The organism is Cellulosimicrobium sp. 72-3 (genome assembly GCF_013127315.1).
Classification (GTDB): Bacteria; Actinomycetota; Actinomycetes; order Actinomycetales; family Cellulomonadaceae; genus Cellulosimicrobium; species Cellulosimicrobium funkei.
Map to the genome: position 1 here is coordinate 897,192 of NZ_CP053419.1, position 14,598 is coordinate 911,789.

General features: G+C 74.3%; 12 protein-coding genes. 7 read left to right on the forward strand and 5 right to left on the reverse strand.

What is annotated here, in order from left to right; all coding sequences use genetic code 11:
- Window positions 1–9: 9 nt before the first annotated feature.
- The gene (locus HKK73_RS04050) at window positions 10–882 is read right to left on the reverse strand and encodes an SMP-30/gluconolactonase/LRE family protein (protein WP_170982039.1); all 873 of its coding nucleotides are present in this window, start codon (window positions 880–882) and stop codon (window positions 10–12) included.
- Window positions 883–1,090: 208 nt separating this feature from the next.
- On the opposite strand from HKK73_RS04050, the gene trpS reads away from it, so the two are divergent.
- Entirely contained in the window at window positions 1,091–2,206 is a 1,116-nt protein-coding gene (trpS, locus tag HKK73_RS04055) for a tryptophan--tRNA ligase (protein ID WP_171467497.1), read from the forward strand.
- A gap of 4 nt (window positions 2,207–2,210) precedes the next feature.
- On the opposite strand, the gene HKK73_RS04060 is transcribed toward trpS, so the two are convergent.
- The 3 genes from HKK73_RS04060 to HKK73_RS04070 all read right to left on the reverse strand — a co-directional run bounded on the left by HKK73_RS04060 (window position 2,211) and on the right by HKK73_RS04070 (window position 5,590).
- A complete protein-coding gene (locus HKK73_RS04060) occupies window positions 2,211–2,882 on the reverse strand; it encodes a hypothetical protein (RefSeq protein ID WP_021481605.1) in 672 nt (223 codons plus the stop codon).
- A complete protein-coding gene (locus tag HKK73_RS04065; RefSeq protein ID WP_171467498.1) occupies window positions 2,879–3,523 on the reverse strand; it encodes a PRC-barrel domain-containing protein in 645 nt (214 codons plus the stop codon). Before HKK73_RS04065 ends, HKK73_RS04060 begins: the two co-directional genes overlap by 4 nt.
- Before the next feature lie 126 nt (window positions 3,524–3,649).
- A complete protein-coding gene (locus HKK73_RS04070; RefSeq protein WP_171467499.1) occupies window positions 3,650–5,590 on the reverse strand; it encodes a phosphoenolpyruvate carboxykinase (GTP) in 1,941 nt (646 codons plus the stop codon).
- Between the two features lie 116 nt (window positions 5,591–5,706).
- Between HKK73_RS04070 and HKK73_RS04075 the strand changes: the two genes are divergently transcribed.
- Window positions 5,707–7,203: an XRE family transcriptional regulator gene (locus HKK73_RS04075; protein WP_085388488.1), complete on the forward strand. Its 1,497-nt coding sequence runs from the start codon at window positions 5,707–5,709 to the stop codon at window positions 7,201–7,203.
- A 22-nt stretch (window positions 7,204–7,225) separates the two neighbouring features.
- On the opposite strand, the gene HKK73_RS04080 is transcribed toward HKK73_RS04075, so the two are convergent.
- Window positions 7,226–8,296, reverse strand: a complete 1,071-nt coding sequence (locus tag HKK73_RS04080) for a hypothetical protein (protein ID WP_043653783.1) — start codon at window positions 8,294–8,296, stop codon at window positions 7,226–7,228.
- A 162-nt stretch (window positions 8,297–8,458) separates the two neighbouring features.
- Between HKK73_RS04080 and HKK73_RS04085 the strand changes: the two genes are divergently transcribed.
- The 5 genes from HKK73_RS04085 (at window position 8,459) to HKK73_RS04105 (ending at window position 14,589) form a co-directional block, all read left to right on the forward strand.
- The gene (locus HKK73_RS04085; protein WP_171467500.1) at window positions 8,459–9,715 is read left to right on the forward strand and encodes a hypothetical protein; all 1,257 of its coding nucleotides are present in this window, start codon (window positions 8,459–8,461) and stop codon (window positions 9,713–9,715) included.
- Window positions 9,716–9,767: 52 nt separating this feature from the next.
- Window positions 9,768–9,983: a hypothetical protein gene (locus HKK73_RS04090; RefSeq protein WP_043653789.1), complete on the forward strand. Its 216-nt coding sequence runs from the start codon at window positions 9,768–9,770 to the stop codon at window positions 9,981–9,983.
- 181 nt (window positions 9,984–10,164) lie between these two features.
- Window positions 10,165–12,510 carry a chemotaxis protein CheA gene (locus HKK73_RS04095; RefSeq protein ID WP_171468672.1) on the forward strand — a complete coding sequence of 782 codons (2,346 nt, stop codon included), beginning with the start codon at window positions 10,165–10,167 and terminating at the stop codon, window positions 12,508–12,510.
- Window positions 12,507–12,920 carry a chemotaxis protein CheW gene (locus HKK73_RS04100; RefSeq protein WP_137279636.1) on the forward strand — a complete coding sequence of 138 codons (414 nt, stop codon included), beginning with the start codon at window positions 12,507–12,509 and terminating at the stop codon, window positions 12,918–12,920. Before HKK73_RS04095 ends, HKK73_RS04100 begins: the two co-directional genes overlap by 4 nt.
- Before the next feature lie 55 nt (window positions 12,921–12,975).
- Window positions 12,976–14,589 carry a methyl-accepting chemotaxis protein gene (locus tag HKK73_RS04105; protein WP_171467501.1) on the forward strand — a complete coding sequence of 538 codons (1,614 nt, stop codon included), beginning with the start codon at window positions 12,976–12,978 and terminating at the stop codon, window positions 14,587–14,589.
- Window positions 14,590–14,598 lie beyond the last annotated feature (9 nt).

Genomic DNA, 14,598 nt, shown 5'->3' on the forward strand with positions numbered 1-14,598 from the left:
CGGGGCCGCTCAGCCCGCGAACGGCAGTGCCGGCAGCCCCCGGACCCCCGGGTCCGCCACGAACAGCGACCCCGACGCGGCCTCGTCCGCGTCGGGGTCGTCCAGCCCCTGGCGCGACGTCGTGACGAACAGCCGGTCGAGGTCGTCGCCGCCGAACGTGCACGCGCTCACCTGCGACACGGGGAGCGGCACGACGGCGTCGAGCGCGCCGTCGGGGGAGTAGCGCCGGACGGCCCCGCCGCCCCACAGCGCCACCCAGACGCCGCCCTCGGCGTCGACGGTGAGGCCGTCGGGCATGCCGTCGTCGGGGTCGATCTCCACGAACGGGCGACGCCGCACGAGCCCGCGCGGGTCCTCCGCGACGGGGACCACGTCGAGCACGTCGATCCGTCGCGTCGCCGAGTCGACGTAGTAGGCCCGCGACCCGTCCGGCGAGAACCCGAGCCCGTTCGACACCTCGACGCCGTCGAGCACGACGCGCGACGACCCGTCGGCCTCCACCCGGTACAGCGCGCTCGGCCGCTCGCCCTCGGCCTGGCCGCCCACGTAGAACGCGCCGTCGGGCGCCGCCGCCCCCTCGTTGAGGCGGACCGTCGGGTCGTCGACGAGCGACGCCAGCGCGCGCACCGGCGCGCCGTCGCCGTCCGCCACCGCGACCGACCGCGCCAGCCCGACGACGAACCCGCCCCCGGTCCGCGGCCGCACCACGGCCGCGTGGTCGCCCACGTGGAGGCGGTCGACGCCGCCGTCGGGCCGCAGCGTGAGGAGGTCGCCCGCGAGCATGTCCACGTACCGCAGGCCGCCCCAGCCCGGCCACCACACCGGGCCCTCCGCGTGGTAGGCGACGGGACCGGTGACGTTCTCGACGGAGATCTCAGGCATCCGACCATTCTCGCCGAGGGCCGTCGGCCCGCGCGGCGGGCGTAGGGTGGACGCATGATCACGCAGAGCTGGTGGTGGCTGCCTCCGCAGCCGTGACCAGTCCTGCCCACGTCCCGAGCTGCGCGCCGCAGCCGGGACGTCGTCATGTCCGGGCCGGTCCGGTCCTCGACCGGGCGTGGTGCGTGGCTCCCCACCGAAGGAGAGCACCATGACCACGATTCTCGACCCCGCGCCGTCGGCCCTCTCGTCCGCAGCGTCGACCGCGTCCGTCGCGGCGGCCCGCGAGCGGTCCGCGCAGATCGAGGCCCGGCTCGCGACCGACCCGTCCGGCTTCCGCGTCCTCACCGGCGACCGCCCGACGGGCGCGCTGCACCTCGGGCACTACCTCGGCACCCTCGCGAACCGCGTCCGGCTGCAGGACGACGGCGTCGAGGTCGTGCTCGTCGTCGCCGACTACCAGGTCATCACCGACCGCGACGACGCCGGGGACCTGCGCGCCACCGTGCGGGAGGTCGTCCTCGACTACCTCGCGGCCGGGATCGACCCCGCCCGCACGACGGTCTTCGCCCACTCCGCGGTCCCGGCGCTCAACCAGCTCCTGCTGCCGTTCCTCAGCCTCGTCACGACCGCCGAGATCGAGCGGAACCCGACCGTCAAGGCCGAGGCCGTCGGGGCCGCCGCACGGCAGGGCCGTCCCATGAGCGGCCTGCTGTTCACCTACCCGGTGCACCAGGCGGCCGACATCCTGTTCTGCCACGGCAACCTCGTGCCCGGCGGGCAGGACCAGCTCCCGCACGTCGAGCTCACGCGCACCGTCGCGCGACGCTTCAACCAGCGCTACGCCGCCGCGCAGCCCTACTTCCCCGAGCCCGACGTCCTGCTCGCCCCCGCGCCCACCGTGCTCGGCACCGACGGGCGCAAGATGAGCAAGTCCGCGGGCAACGCGCTCGAGCTGCGCGACGACGAGGACGCCACCGCGCGCTTCGTCCGCCGCCACCGCACCGACTCCGAGCGGCACGTCACGTACGAGCCCGAGCGCCGGCCCGAGGTCGCGAACCTCCTCACGCTGGGTGCGTTCGCCGCCGGGACGACGCCCGAGGCGCTCGCCGACGAGGTCGGTGCCGCCGGAGCGGGCCGGCTCAAGCAGGTGGTGACCGAGGCGCTCGTCGAGCATCTGCGTCCCCTGCGGGCCCGCCGTCGTGCCCTCGCCGCGGGGGACGGGCCCGACCCGCTCGACGTGCTGCGCGAGGGCAACGCCCGCGCGAACGCAACCGCCGAGCGCACCCTCGCCGAGGTCCGCGAGCTCATGGGCACGGCCTACTGAGCGGTCATCCGCCCATGCCCGCGCGGTCCACCTTGCGGTGGAACCGCATCCCCGCGATACCGCCGAGAACGGCGCCCACGAGGCTCACGACGGCGGCGGCGACGAGCGCGATGACGCCGCCGGTCGTGAGGTCGTTCGCGCTCACCGGGATCTGCGGGAACGTGTTGAGCTGCGACAGCACGTTGTACTGGCTGCCCGCCACCAGCCCCAGCAGCGCCAGCACGATCGCGATGACGACCGCCCAGAGCCACACCGCGAGGCCTTGCTTGGCGCCGTCGAAGCGCGCCATGCGGCCCGCGACGTAGCCACCGCAGTAGTAGGCGACGAACAGGACGACGACGAGCACGATGCCGCCGACGATGCCGATGGTCTCCGCGTTCTCGGTCGCCTGCTCGACGGCGTCCTGCGCGTCCGTGGTCCCGGACAGGCCGAGGGCCGCTCCCGCGGCGGCGGCCAGCGCGGTGAGCAGGACGGCCGTCCCGGTGGCGGTGAGCCACCCGAAGAAGGCGGAACCGATCTTGATGCCGCCGTACTCCTCCTTCTCCCGGGCGACGACGGCCTCCCGGTCGGGTGCGACACCGCCCGTCGCGGGGTCGGCAGCACGGTCGGCGGACCCGCCGGGCTCGCGTGCCGGAGGGTCGTTCTCGGGCCGGGTCGACCCGTAGCTGGTGCTCATGACTGACCGTCCTCTCCGGAGGTCTCGCGACGGGCGTCGTCCGGCCCCGTCTCCTCGTCCGGCGCCGTCTCCTCGACGTACTCGGTGACGACGTACCGGCGAAGCCGCATCCTCGTGGGCGCCTGCTCGCCGGTCGGGGCCGGATCCGCCGGGAAGGCAGCGAGGTCGTCCGCCGGCCCGGCGGCGTGCCTGCCGACGACGTCGCCCTCGTCGGCGGCGCCATCGTCCGGACCGTCGTCCCTGGTCCCGGCGTCCTGCGCGGACCGGTCATCCGGGCCGGGCTGCTCGTCGTCCCGGTCGCCGCCCCCGCGCGCCGCGTCGGAGGTGTCGCGCCCGTAGTAGCGGTAGAGCGCGTCCTCCTCCTCGTGGGAGAGATGGCCCCCTGCGTCGTCCACCCGCGGAGCACCCTTGACGCGATCCTTGTCGAAGGGGACGCGGATCTCGTCCCCCTGGACGTCGGCCTCGGCGAGCGGGACGAACGACTCGCCGGTGCCGAACAGGCCGGTCTTCACCGTGACCCAGTCGGGCTCGCCCGTGCGGTCGTCGACGAACACCTGGCCGACCTTGCCGATCTTCTCGCCGTCCTCCGTGACGACGGTTCCTCCGGCGAGCAGTCGCTCGATCTGGTCCGTGCTGATCATGGGGAGTCCTTCGGTCGGAGCCGCAGCAGGGAGGGGGCCCGTCTGCTGGAGCCGACCACTTCATGGTGCGAGCGAGCGCCACCGCACGCACCCGGGGACGTCGGGTGCGTGCGGCGGCGCTCGGCGTCAGGCCCCCAGCCTGTCCCGCAGGCGCGCGAGCTGCGCCCAGAGCTCGTCGGGCACGCGGTTGCCGAAGGTGTCGAAGAACTCGGCGGTCAGCTCGGCCTCGGCGAGCCACTGCTCGGGCGAGACGTCGAACAGGGCGTCGAGGTCGGCGTCGTCCAGGTCGAGGCCGCCGAGCTCGAGCGCGCCGGGCGCGGGGAGCAGGCCGACGGGGCTCTTCACGGCGCCGCTGTCGGTGCGGACGCCGCGCGAGCGGTCGACCTGTGCCGCGATCCACGCGACGACGCGCGCGTTCTCGCCGAACCCGGGCCAGAGGAACCGGCCGTCGGCGTCCTTGCGGAACCAGTTGACCTGGAAGATCTTGGGGCGCTTCTCGGGGTCGAGGGAGGCGCCGACGCGGAGCCAGTGCGCCCAGTGGTCGGCCATGTTGTAGCCGCAGAAGGGCAGCATCGCGAACGGGTCGCGGCGCAGCGCGCCGACGGTGCCCTCGGCGGCGGCGGTCTGCTCGGAGGAGATGGTGGCGCCCATGAAGACGCCGTGCTCCCAGCCGTACGCCTGCGCGACGAGCGGGACGTTGGTCGCGCGGCGCCCGCCGAACACGATCGCGTCGATCGGGACGCCGTCGGGGTCCTCCCAGGAGTCGGCGATCGTCGGGCACTGCGCGGCGGAGACGGTGAACCGCGAGTTCGGGTGCGCGGCGGGGCGGCCGGCGTCGGGCGTCCAGTCCTGGCCGGTCCAGTCGATCAGGTGCGCGGGCGGCTCGGAGGTCAGGCCCTCCCACCAGACGTCGCCGTCGTCGGTGAGCGCGACGTTCGTGAAGATCGTGTCGCGCGCGAACGTCTCGACGGCCGCGGGGTTGGTCTCGACGCCGGTGCCGGGCGCGACGCCGAAGAAGCCGGCCTCGGGGTTGATCGCGCGCAGGCGGCCGTCGGGGCCGGGGCGCAGCCACGCGATGTCGTCGCCGATGGTCTCGACGGTCCAGCCGGGGATCGTTGGTCGCAGCATCGCGAGGTTGGTCTTGCCGCACGCGGACGGGAAGGCCGCGGCGAGGTGGTAGGCCCGGCCCTCGGGCGACGTCGCGCGGATGAGCAGCATGTGCTCGGCGAGCCAGCCCTCGTCGCGCGCCATCGCGGACGCGATGCGCAGCGCGAAGCACTTCTTGCCGAGGAGGGCGTTGCCGCCGTACCCGGAGCCGTACGACCAGATCTCGCGCGTCTCCGGGAAGTGGACGATGTACTTCGTGTCGTTGCACGGCCACGGCACGTCCTCGGAGACCGCCCCGGTGTCGTCGACGAGGGGCGCGCCCACCGAGTGCACGGCGGGCACGAACGCGGCACCGGCGTCGATGAGGTCCATGACGGCCGTCCCGACGCGCGTCATGATCCCCATGCTGACGACGACGTACGGCGAGTCGGTGACCTGGATGCCGACCTGGGAGATGGGGCCGCCCACCGGGCCCATCGAGAACGGCACGACGTACATCGTGCGGCCGCGCATCGAGCCCTCGAACACGCCGCGGAGCTCGGCGCGCATGGCGTCCGGCTCGCGCCAGTTGTTGGTCGGGCCGGCGTCGACCTCCTCGCGCGAGCAGATGAACGTGCGCGACTCGACGCGCGCGACGTCGCTCGGGTCGGAGCGCGCGAGGTAGCTCCCGGGGCGCAGCTCCGGGTCGAGGGGCAGGAGCGTCCCGGCGTCGACGAGGAGGTCGGTCAGGCGCTGCTTCTCCGCCGCGGAGCCGTCGCACCAGACGATCGCGTCCGGCTCGGTGAGGGTCGCGATCTCCCGCACCCAGGCGCGCGCGTCGCGCGGACGAGGGTCGGCCGAGCCGCCTCGCTGCCCCGGCGACCGGTCCGTCGACAGCCCGGCGAGGTCGGTCTCGACGTCGTCGAGCAGCGCGGCCTGGCGGGTACGGCGGGTCTGGCGGGGGCCTGCGGCGGTGGTCATGGGTTCTCCTCGCTCGGCGGGTGGGCGGTGCTGTATCTCCAGCCTCACGCCGAACCGGCGTGGATTTCGCCTCAGAGTGCTGTGAAGATCGGTCGATCTTGACGTACTGTCAAGACATGGCCAGCACGACGTCGTCCAGCCGCCCCGGGGACCGTCCCGAGGCTCAGCCCGCGGCCCAGGCGGACCTCATCACGCTCGGCCGGCGCGTGCGGCACTTCCGCACGGCGCGCGGCCTCACCCTCGATGCGCTCGGCGAGGCCGTGGGCACCGCGCCCAGCCTGCTGTCGATGATCGAGAACGGGCGCCGCGAGCCGCGGCTGTCGCTCCTCCAGCAGCTCGCCCAGGCGCTCGACGTGCCGGTCACGGACCTGCTCACGGACGAGCCGCCGTCGCGCCGCGCCGCGCTGGAGATCGCGCTCGACCGCGCCCAGCGCGGCCCCCTGTTCGCGGGCCTCGGGCTGCCCGCCGTGAAGGCGAGCCAGAAGCTGCCCCTGCCGGTGCTCGAGAACCTCGTGGGCCTGCACGCCGAGCTCCAGCGCCGCGCGACCGAGGCCGTCGCGACCCCCGAGGAGGCGCGCCGCGCCAACACCGAGCTGCGCCTCGAGCGCCAGGCGCGCGACAACTACTACCCGGAGATCGAGGCGCTCGCCGAGGAGATGACGCGCAAGGCCGGCTACACGGTCGGCGCGCTCACCCACCGCACCGTCGCGCGCATGGCCGAGCAGCTCGGCTTCACCATCTGGCACGTCGACGACCTGCCGCACTCGACGCGCACCGTCACCGACCTGGAGAACGGGCGCATCTACCTGCCGCCCGCGTCGATCCCCGGCGGCCACGGGCTGCGCTCGCTCGCGCTCCAGGCCATCGCGCACCGCGTGCTCGGGCACGAGCGGCCGCGCTCGTACGCGGAGTTCCTGCGCCAGCGCGTCGAGATCACGTACTTCGCCGCGTGCTGCCTCATCCCGCAGAGCGCGGCCGTCGACTTCCTGGAGCGCCGCAAGCGCGAGAAGGACCTCGCCGTGGAGGACCTGCGCGACGCGTTCGGCGTCACCCACGAGGCCGCCGCGCAACGCTTCACGAACCTCGCGACCGTGCACCTCGGCATCCCGCTGCACTTCCTGCGCGTCGGCGACGACGGCGCGCTGTTCCGGGGCTACGAGAACGACGGCCTGCCCCTGCCCGCCGACGTCACGGGCTCGATCGAGGGCCAGATGGTGTGCCGCAAGTGGGCCGCCCGCGAGGCGTTCACGCGCCGCGACCGCGCGCAGGAGTCGTACCAGTACACCGACACGCCCGCGGGCACGTTCTGGTGCTCCACGCAGACCGGCACGACGACGTCCGGCCAGTTCTCCATCGCCGTCGGGGTGCCGTTCGCCTCGGCGAAGTGGTTCCGCGGCCGGGACACGACGGTGCGGCGGCAGTCGTCGTGCCCGGACGAGTCGTGCTGCCGCCGCCCGGCCGCGGACGCGGCCGCGCGCTGGGAGGACGCGTCGTGGCCCAGCGCGCGCATGCACCAGCACGTGCTCTCCGCGCTCCCGAGCGGCGCGTTCCCCGGCGTCGACGCGACGGAGGTCTACGCGTTCCTCGCGAAGCACGCCCCGCGGGACGCCTGACGGGGCGCCGGGCGAGCGCGCCTCAGGCGACCGGCCGGCCCGAGAGCGCCGCGACCTGCCGGTGCACCTGCGTCGTCTCGATCTCCGACCGCAGCGCGACGCGGTCGAGCCCGACGGCCGCCGCCTGCGCGACCGGGCCGAGCACCATGCGCAGGTCCGCGACGGCGTCGAGCGCGGCCCGCCTCGTCGTCGCCCGCTCGGCGCTCGCGGTCACGAGCGACAGCGCGAGCCCGAGGTCCTCGGCGACGAGCTCGCGCGGGGAGAGCAGCGTCGACGCGATGCGCGCGAGCGTGCCGACCTGCCGGCCGAGCTCGCGCGCGGTCGCCCGGCCGCGCCCCAGGCGGGCGGCGCGCTCGCCGAGCTCGCGCGCCACGAGCGCCGACGACGCGTCGCGCAGGTCCTCGACGTAGGTCCGGGACTCGCCCGGCCCGGCGAGGGGCCGGTGCACCCGGTCGAGCGACCACGCCGGGTCGCGCCCCTCGGCCTGCAGGTGCCGGTCGAGGTCCACCGCGTCGAGCGCGGCGTCGGCCGCGCCGGCGAGCCACGCCTCGACCCGGGCGACGTCCGCCGGGTCGTCGACGTCGAGCCCCACGGTCGACAGCACGTCGAGCCACGTCCCGGTCGTCACGTCGAACAGCGGGACGAGGTCGTGGTCCTCCGGCCCGGCGGGGCGCACGAACCGGTCGTGCGCCGGGTCGTGCAGCAGGACCCACTCCTGCCCGTCGAGCGTCACCGGGCCCGCCTCCGTGAGCTCGAGCACGACGCGCAGCGCCCACTCGTCGTACGTCTCGCCCCACGTCTCGCCCGTCACCGGGTCGCGCAGGACCCGCGGCGTGCTCAGGCGCTCGGGCAGCCACAGGAGCGGGTGCCACATCGCCTCGGGGCGCACGGTGGCCCACCGCCGCCGGCCCGCGGGCACGGTCCACGGCAGGGGGAGCGGTGACGCGGACAGGGGCGAGAGCAGCACCTCGCCGTCGGCCAGGCCGGCGAACGCCTGCCAGCGGTGCAGGCGGGCCACCGTCTCGATCGCGGACGAGGGGAGCAGGAGGCCCGCTCCCGGTCCGGCGTCGAACGTCCGGCGTCTGTGCTCCACAGGGGTCCTCTCGTCGTGGTGGTCTCCACGCCTATGCGGCGGGGGCGCGCGCCAACCTGCGCGGGCCACCTCGCGCGCCGCCCGCCATGGTGTGACGGACGTCACAACGCTGCGGGGCTGCGAGCGGCCGATTTTCGCGCGGGCGCCGCACACACCCTCGTCATGCACACCTCGACCGTCACCACCGACGTCCCCGCCCCCCGCACCCACGACCGCGCGAGCGACGAGCTCGACCGCCTCACGACCGACCTCGCGCTGCGCGTGCGCGCCGGCGCGCTCCCCGAGCGGGAGGCCCGCATGGCGGTCTTCGAGGCCGTTTTCCGGACCGGGATCATCCCGTCCGAGACGCTGCGGTACTGCCACCGGCACGACGTCGCGCGGTTCCTGCACGACGACATGGTCGAGGCGGCCGTCGACTTCTACACCCGCAAGCTCCTCGACCTCCCGAGCGCCGACGGCGCGACCGGCGACTCGACGGGACGCAACGGCACCAAGTTCTTCGACCTCGAGGTGTTCGCCGACGGCGCGAGCGCGGCCGGCTCCATCCGCCAGGCGCTCGGCGACTACACGCTCATGCACCGCACGCTCCTGCGCACCGTGCGCAGCGCGCGCCGGGTGGGGCAGATCGTGTCGACCGACCTGCTGGAGGGCACGGTCGACGACGAGGGCCGGCTCGCGGGCCTCCTGCACGAGCTGCCGGTCGTCCCCGACCCCGCGACCGACGTCGTCGACGCGGGGCGCTCCGCGCAGCTCGAGCAGCTCTACGAGACGCACGTGAGCGCGGCCGCGCGGCAGCGCGGCGTGCTCCGCACGCAGATCGACGCGGGCGCGATCCGCGAGGCGTTCGACCTGCCCGAGCTCGACCGCCCGCTCGACCCGGACGTGCGCGCCCGGATGCTCGGGTGGGTCGAGGAGGACGAGAACCTCGCGCTGCGGTCCGTCGTCGGGCTGCTCGCCACCACCGACGAGCGCCGCGCGGTCCTGCTCGGCCGCCTCTGGGCCGCGTTCGACCGCGACCGGCTCTCGACCCTCGCCGACCACGAGTACGGCGCGCGGATCGCGGACCTGCTCGTCCGCGACGCGCTCGCCGACCGCGCGCGCCCCGGCCGGCCCGCCGTCTCCCGCACCCGCGTCGCCGTCAAGCAGGCCGTCGCGGGCTGCGGCGTGGACGCGGCCTGGGTCGCGGAGCTCACCGCCGTCTTCCTCGAGCACGAGCACGAGGCGCGCTCCGCGTGGGACCCCGACCGCGGGACCGGCGAGACGACGCGCGACGCGGCGCGCTACCTCGCCGCCCTGACGGCGGCCGCGGCGCTGCCCGGCGCCCCGCTGGGCGCGACGCCGCTCGCCGTGCGCCGCGCGCTGGCGGACCTGGTGGCCGCGGCCCGCACGGGTGGCCAGAAGCGCTCGCTCGTCGCATAGGACCTCACGACCACCGACGCGCCTCGCCCGCGAGGCACCGAGAGGAGACCCCATGGCCGCCGTCCCGGCACGCCCGCGCACGACCATCGCCGAACGCTGCGCCCCGCTGAACAAGGAGCTCGCCCGGCGCCGGTCCGGCTCGCCGCTCAACCCGCGCGACGTCCACGAGCTCATCGCCTCGCTGGTCGAGGAGCTCGTCCTGCAGGGCATGACGCGCCCGGAGGCCGCGGGACTCGTGAACCGCGCCGCGCAGAAGGCCACCGCCTGACACGACCCCGGACGACCCGCACCCCACGAGGCGGCAGCGCGTACCGAGAGTACGCCGTGACCGCCCGTGCCGAACGGGTCGGCCACCCGGGCACCCGCGGGGGTACCCGGGCCGCACGCCGGACACCGGCGACGAGACAGACACACGCCAGACATGGCGGGGAGGTACGGACGTGGACGAGATGGACGAGATCGTCCACGAGTTCCTGGTCGAGTCCTACGAGAACCTCGACCAGCTCGACCAGGACCTCGTGGCGCTCGAGAGCGACCCGTCGTCGCGCGCGCTGCTGAGCAGCATCTTCCGCACCGTGCACACCATCAAGGGCACGAGCGGCTTCCTCGGGTTCGGCAACCTCGAGCGCGTGTCCCACGTGGGCGAGTCGCTCCTGTCGGAGCTGCGCGACGGCGAGCGGGCGATGGACCAGCCGACGGCGGACGTGCTGCTCGCGCTCGTCGACACGCTGCGCGCCATCCTCGCGAAGGTCGAGTCCGGTGCCGGGGACGACCTCGACGTCGACCCGATGGTCGCGCGCATCGTCGCGGTCCAGGACGGCACGGCGGCGCCGGAGCCGGACGTCGCGCCCGCCGTCGCGGACGGTGCCTCGCCCGACGCCGCGGCCGGCACCGCGCCCGAGACCGACCCCGAGACCGACCCCGAGACCGCTCCCGAGCCGGAGCCCACGCCCGCGGCGGGCACCGCACCCGAGCCGGCTCCCGCACCCGAGCCGGCTCCCACGCCCCGGACCGCCCCGGTGCTCGCTGCCGAGCCGGCGCCCGCACCCGCCGTCGGACCGGCGCCCGCGCCCGAGCCGGCACCCGAGCCCGAGCCGCACACCCGCAACGCCGCGGACGGCTCGATCCGGGTGGACGTCGACCTCCTCGACACGCTCATGCGGCAGGTCGGCGAGCTCGTGCTGGTGCGCAACCAGATCGACCGGATCGCCGGCGCCGGCGAGGACCAGGAGACCAAGCGGTCCGCGCAGCGCCTCAGCCTCATCGCGTCCGAGCTGCAGGAGGGCGTCATGAAGACGCGCATGCAGCCGATCGAGCACGTGTGGTCCAAGATGCCGCGCGTCGTGCGCGACCTCGCGAAGATGCTGGGTCGCGACGTCCGGATCGAGATGACGGGCGGCGACACCGAGCTCGACCGCTCCCTGCTCGAGGCGGTCAAGGACCCGCTGACGCACCTGGTGCGCAACGCCGTCGACCACGGGATCGAGGCGCCCGAGGACCGGCGCCGCGCCGGCAAGCGGCCCCAGGGGCTCGTGACGCTGCGCGCGTACCACTCGAACGGCCAGGTCGTCGTGGAGATCACGGACGACGGCGCGGGCATCGACCCCGAGAAGGTCGGCCGCACCGCCGTGGCCAAGGGGCTGCGGACGGCGGGCGACGTCGCCGCGATGGCCCCGTCCGAGTTGCTCGACCTGCTGTTCCTGCCCGGCTTCTCGACGGCGGCGAAGGTCACGAACGTGTCCGGGCGCGGCGTCGGGATGGACGTCGTCCGCACGAACATCGAGGCCATCGGCGGCTCGGTCGACGTCGAGTCGACGGTCGGGACCGGGACGACGTGGCGCATGCGGATCCCGCTGACGCTCGCGATCATGCCCGCCCTCACGGTGATGTGCTGCGGCGCGGTCTACGCGATCCCGCAGGTCAGCCTCCTCGAGCTCGTCGCCCTCGGCGACCAGCACGGCGAGATCGAGCACGTCGGCACCGCCCCCGTCTTCCGGCTGCGGGGCACGCTGCTCCCGCTGCTGTCGCTCTCCGAGGTGCTCGGGCTCGACCCGGACTCCGAGGGTCGCGTCATCGCGGTCGTCGAGGCGGACGACCAGCGCTTCGGCGTGATCGTCGACCGCGTCCTCAACATGGAGGAGATCGTCGTCAAGGCGCTCGCGAACCGGCTCAAGCAGATCGGCATGTACTCCGGGGCGACGGTGCTCGGCGACGGCGGGGTGGCGCTCATCCTCGACCTCCAGGCGATCGCCCGCAAGGTGCTCACGTCCGACGCCGCGGACCTGGCCCGCGCGTACGCGCAGGACACGACGGAGAGCGCCGCGACCGTCGAGCAGATGCTCGTCGTCGGGGCGGGGGACCGCCGTGTGGCGATCCCGCTCTCCGCGGTGACGCGGCTCGAACGCATCCGCTCCGACACGATCGAGCAGGTCGGCTCGCGCGAGGTGCTCCAGTACCGCGGCGCGCTGCTGCCGCTCGTGCGGCTCGACCAGCTCCTGGGCGCCGCCGGCGGCCCGCCCGCGGACGAGCTCGACATCGTCGTGTACACCCGCGCGGGGCGCAGCATCGCGATGGCGGTCACGGAGATCTTCGACATCGTCGAGGACGACGCGCGCCGGCGCAGCGACATCGACGGCCACGGGCTCACGGGGTCGACCGTGCTCAAGGACCGCGTGACGGAGCTGCTCGACGTCCGCAGCGCCGTCCAGGCGGCGGACCCCGGCTTCTACGACGACCTCGACCCCTTCGACGACGCGACGGCCGAGAACGACCTGTCGCTGGCAGGTGCCCGATGACCACGCAGCAGCTCGTGACGTTCACGCTGGCCGACCGGCTCTGCGGGATCCCCGTCGACCGCGTCCAGGAGGTCCTGCCGGGCCGCGCCCGGACACGCGTTCCGCTCGCGCCCGACGACGTCGGGGGCCTCGTCAACCTCCGCGGGCAGGTCGTGCTCTCCGTCGACCTGCGGCGTCGCCTCGGCATGACGGCCCACGACGCGGACCAGATGATGGTCGTCGTCTTCGTCGGCGACGAGACCGTGAGCCTGCTCGTCGACACGATCGGCGACGTGCTCGAGGTCGACGCCGACCAGTTCGAGACGCCGCCCCAGACGCTCCCCGAGGAGCTGCGTGCCGTGATCCGCGGCGCGTACAAGCTCCCCGACCGGCTGCTGCTCGCGCTCGACGTCGACGCCGCGGCGTCCTGAGCCCGCCGGGCTCGCCCTTCCCTCTTCTCGACCCTCGTCCCCCCAGGAGCCACCGATGTCCACGCTCGAGACCCCCCGGCCCACGCGCCGGCGTCGCTTCGCCGACTTCTCCGTCCGCACGAAGATCCTCACCGCGCTCGGCGTGCTCGCCGTCGTGCTCGTCCTCGTCGTGGCCTTCGCGCTGCAGAGCCTGCGGTCGACGTCCGACGACACGGCGTCGGTCGCGGGCGTGGCGAGCTCGCTCCTGCGCAGCAACGCGGAGGTGGACCACGACACGCAGGAGGCGTGGCGGCTCACCTACCAGTACGACATCGTCGAGGGCGAGGCTCGCGAGCAGACCGTGGAGCAGATGGCGGCGACGGACGCCCGCGTCGAGGAGCAGATCGGCCTGATCGACGCGGTGCTCGCCGCCGACGGGGTGGAGGAGCCGAACTGGACCGCGTTCAAGGCGAGCTGGGCCGAGTGGCTCGCCTTCCGCGACGCGACGCTCATGCCGGCGGTCGAGGCGAAGGCCGTGACGCCCGAGATCCAGGCGGCCAACGACGAGATCATCGCGACGTACCGCGCCTCGCTGTCGGCGTCCGGTGACGCGGTCTACGCCTACCTCGACACGGTCGCGGACGACGCGGCGGCGAAGGCCGCGCGCGCCTTCCTCCTCATGATCGTCGTCGCGGTCGTCGGGCTCCTCCTCGCGGTCCTCGTGGGCGTGCGGGTCGCCAACCGCATCCGTCGGTCCGCGGGCACGGTCCAGCACGCGCTCGGCGCGCTCGCCTCCGGTGACCTGACGGTGCGGGCCGAGGTGGTGGGTCGTGACGAGCTGGGGCAGATGGCTGCGGCGTTGACGAGTGCGCAGGAGAACTTGCGGGGGATCATCGCGGAGGTGGCGGGGACGTCGGAGGCGGTGGCTGCGGCGACGGAGCAGCTGTCTGCGGCGGGTGCGCAGTTCTCGGCGTCGTCGGACGAGACGGCGGCGCAGTCGGGTGTGGTGGCGTCGGCGGCGGAGCAGGTGTCGCAGAACGTGCAGACGGTGGCTGCGGGTGCGGAGGAGATGGGGGCTTCGATCCGGGAGATCGCGCAGAACTCGAACGAGGCGGCGAAGGTGGCGAACAAGGCCACGGAGCGGGCTGCGGCGACGAACGAGACGGTGCAGAAGCTGGGGACGTCGTCGCAGGAGATCGGTGACGTGATCAAGGTGATCACGTCGATCGCGGAGCAGACGAACTTGTTGGCGTTGAACGCGACGATCGAGGCGGCTCGTGCGGGTGAGGCGGGCAAGGGGTTCGCGGTGGTGGCCAGCGAGGTGAAGGAGCTGGCGCAGGAGACGGCGAAGGCGACGGAGGACATCGCGCGTCGGGTGGAGGCGATCCAGGGGGACACGGTGGGGGCGGTGGAGGCGATCGGGGAGATCGCGGACATCATCGGGCGGATCAACGACTACCAGCTGACGATCGCGTCGGCGGTGGAGGAGCAGACGGCGACGACGAACGAGATGTCGCGGGGGGTGCAGGAGGCGGCGACGGGGTCGAGCGAGATCGCGGGCAACATCACCGGCATCGCCGCCGGCGCCTCGTCGACGGCCCAGGCCGTCGAGCAGATGAACGGGTCGATCGCCGAGCTCGCGCGCATGGCCGCCGAGCTGCGCGGCCGCGCCTCCCGGTTCACCTACTGACCTGCTGAC

Coding starts and splice junctions, on each gene's coding strand:
- trpS (WP_171467497.1), top strand. CDS start 1,091: ATGACCACGATTCTCGACCCCGCGCCGTCGGCCCTCTCGTCCGCAGCG.
- HKK73_RS04095 (WP_171468672.1), top strand. CDS start 10,165: ATGGACGAGATCGTCCACGAGTTCCTGGTCGAGTCCTACGAGAACCTC.
- HKK73_RS04075 (WP_085388488.1), top strand. CDS start 5,707: ATGGCCAGCACGACGTCGTCCAGCCGCCCCGGGGACCGTCCCGAGGCT.
- HKK73_RS04105 (WP_171467501.1), top strand. CDS start 12,976: ATGTCCACGCTCGAGACCCCCCGGCCCACGCGCCGGCGTCGCTTCGCC.
- HKK73_RS04085 (WP_171467500.1), top strand. CDS start 8,459: ATGCACACCTCGACCGTCACCACCGACGTCCCCGCCCCCCGCACCCAC.
- HKK73_RS04050 (WP_170982039.1), bottom strand. CDS start 882: ATGCCTGAGATCTCCGTCGAGAACGTCACCGGTCCCGTCGCCTACCAC.
- HKK73_RS04100 (WP_137279636.1), top strand. CDS start 12,507: ATGACCACGCAGCAGCTCGTGACGTTCACGCTGGCCGACCGGCTCTGC.
- HKK73_RS04065 (WP_171467498.1), bottom strand. CDS start 3,523: ATGATCAGCACGGACCAGATCGAGCGACTGCTCGCCGGAGGAACCGTC.
- HKK73_RS04090 (WP_043653789.1), top strand. CDS start 9,768: ATGGCCGCCGTCCCGGCACGCCCGCGCACGACCATCGCCGAACGCTGC.
- HKK73_RS04060 (WP_021481605.1), bottom strand. CDS start 2,882: ATGAGCACCAGCTACGGGTCGACCCGGCCCGAGAACGACCCTCCGGCA.
- HKK73_RS04070 (WP_171467499.1), bottom strand. CDS start 5,590: ATGACCACCGCCGCAGGCCCCCGCCAGACCCGCCGTACCCGCCAGGCC.